Source organism: Rothia sp. HMSC075F09 (assembly GCF_001810515.1).
In the GTDB taxonomy this organism is placed as follows: domain Bacteria; phylum Actinomycetota; class Actinomycetes; order Actinomycetales; family Micrococcaceae; genus Rothia.
The window spans coordinates 123,086-123,306 of sequence record NZ_KV801794.1 but is presented as its reverse complement, the minus strand read 5'-3'; the positions used below and the strand labels follow the sequence as shown (position 1 = coordinate 123,306).

1 protein-coding gene is annotated in these 221 nt (G+C 65.6%); it reads left to right on the top strand.

The window, feature by feature from the left end; translation table 11 throughout:
* The coding region (locus HMPREF2749_RS09505; protein ID WP_210395340.1) for a transposase at positions 1-221 on the top strand (221 nt) is incomplete at both ends.

The following is a 221-nucleotide window of genomic DNA, read 5'->3' as shown; positions in this document are numbered from 1 at the left end:
CGAGGCCTGACCGGCGTGCGCCTGGTCACCAGCGACGCGCATCTGGGCCTGGTCGAAGCCATCGCAGCGAACCTACCCGGAGCCACCTGGCAACGATGCCGCACCCACTACGCCGCGAATCTCATGTCCGTCACCCCCAAAGCGCTATGGCCCGCCGTCAAAGCGATGCTGCACTCGGTGTACGACCAACCCGACGCGGCATCGGTCAACGCTCAATACGA